Here is an 847-nt window from a genome sequence, read left to right as displayed (position 1 = left end):
CTAGGGTCTGTCATCGCTTGAGCCAATCGAGGGCCGCGGCAAGACAGAGGACGCCCATGAAGCTGACGGTCGTCTTCTCGTAGCGTGTGGCGATGGCGCGCCACTCCTTGAGCCTGGCCCAGAGGCGCTCGACCTGGTTGCGGTTGTTGTAGATCCAGTCCGGGCAGGCGACGGGTGCTTCGTGGCGCTGAGGCGGGATCGCGGGCTGCGCGCCCATGTCCCAGATGTGCTCACGAAAGGCGTGGCTGGTGTAGCCCCGGTCCCCGACGACCCACTTGGGCACACCCGGAAGCTGGTCGAGCAGCGGAACCGCATGGGGCAGTTCATGGGCCTGACCGGGCGCCAGCCGGAAGGCGATGGCGCGACCCCGTCCATCCGCGATCACGCAAGCCTTGGTGCCATAGCCGCCACGTGAGCGGCCAAGAGCTTCACGAGCATCTCGCTCGGGCCCAGATCCCCCCTTTTGGCAGCTCCCGCCGCCTTTTGATGCGCTCGCATGTTCGTGCCGTCCAGGAACGCCATCCCGAGTTGGACGCCCCGCTCCTGCACGAGGCCAAGCAGTCGCTCCCAGACGCCGGCACGGGACCAGCGGATGAAGATCTGCGCAGCGCGCCACCAGGGACCCAGATGCTCCGGAATAGCCCGCCACTTGGCCCCGTTCTGATGCCGCCAGAGAATGGCTGAGAGCGTGCGCCGAAGATCCTGTGGGGGCGTCTTGGCCTTGGGCCGGCAGGCCTCCACCAGGGGCTCCAGTTCAGACCACTGCGCGTCGCTCAGCATCGTCCCTCCTGCATCAGAGAGACGAAAACGAAAGCCAAACCAATCCGTTCAGGCGACGACAGACCCT

At 66.2% G+C, this 847-nt stretch carries 1 protein-coding gene; it reads right to left on the bottom strand.

Features of this window, described 5'->3' with window-relative positions; all coding sequences use genetic code 11:
• Positions 1-10 precede the first annotated feature (10 nt).
• Positions 11-780 (bottom strand): IS5 family transposase gene (locus AC6EUL_RS22860; protein ID WP_499872904.1). Its coding sequence is split into 2 segments (ribosomal slippage): positions 11-465 and positions 465-780, totalling 771 coding nucleotides; the frame shifts between segments, so codons are not numbered across the junction.
• Positions 781-847: the final 67 nt, after the last annotated feature.

Source organism: Methylobacterium sp. 001424705, assembly GCF_059816145.1.
Note: the sequence above shows the minus strand (reverse complement) of the source record. Positions and strands in the feature narration are given on the sequence as shown.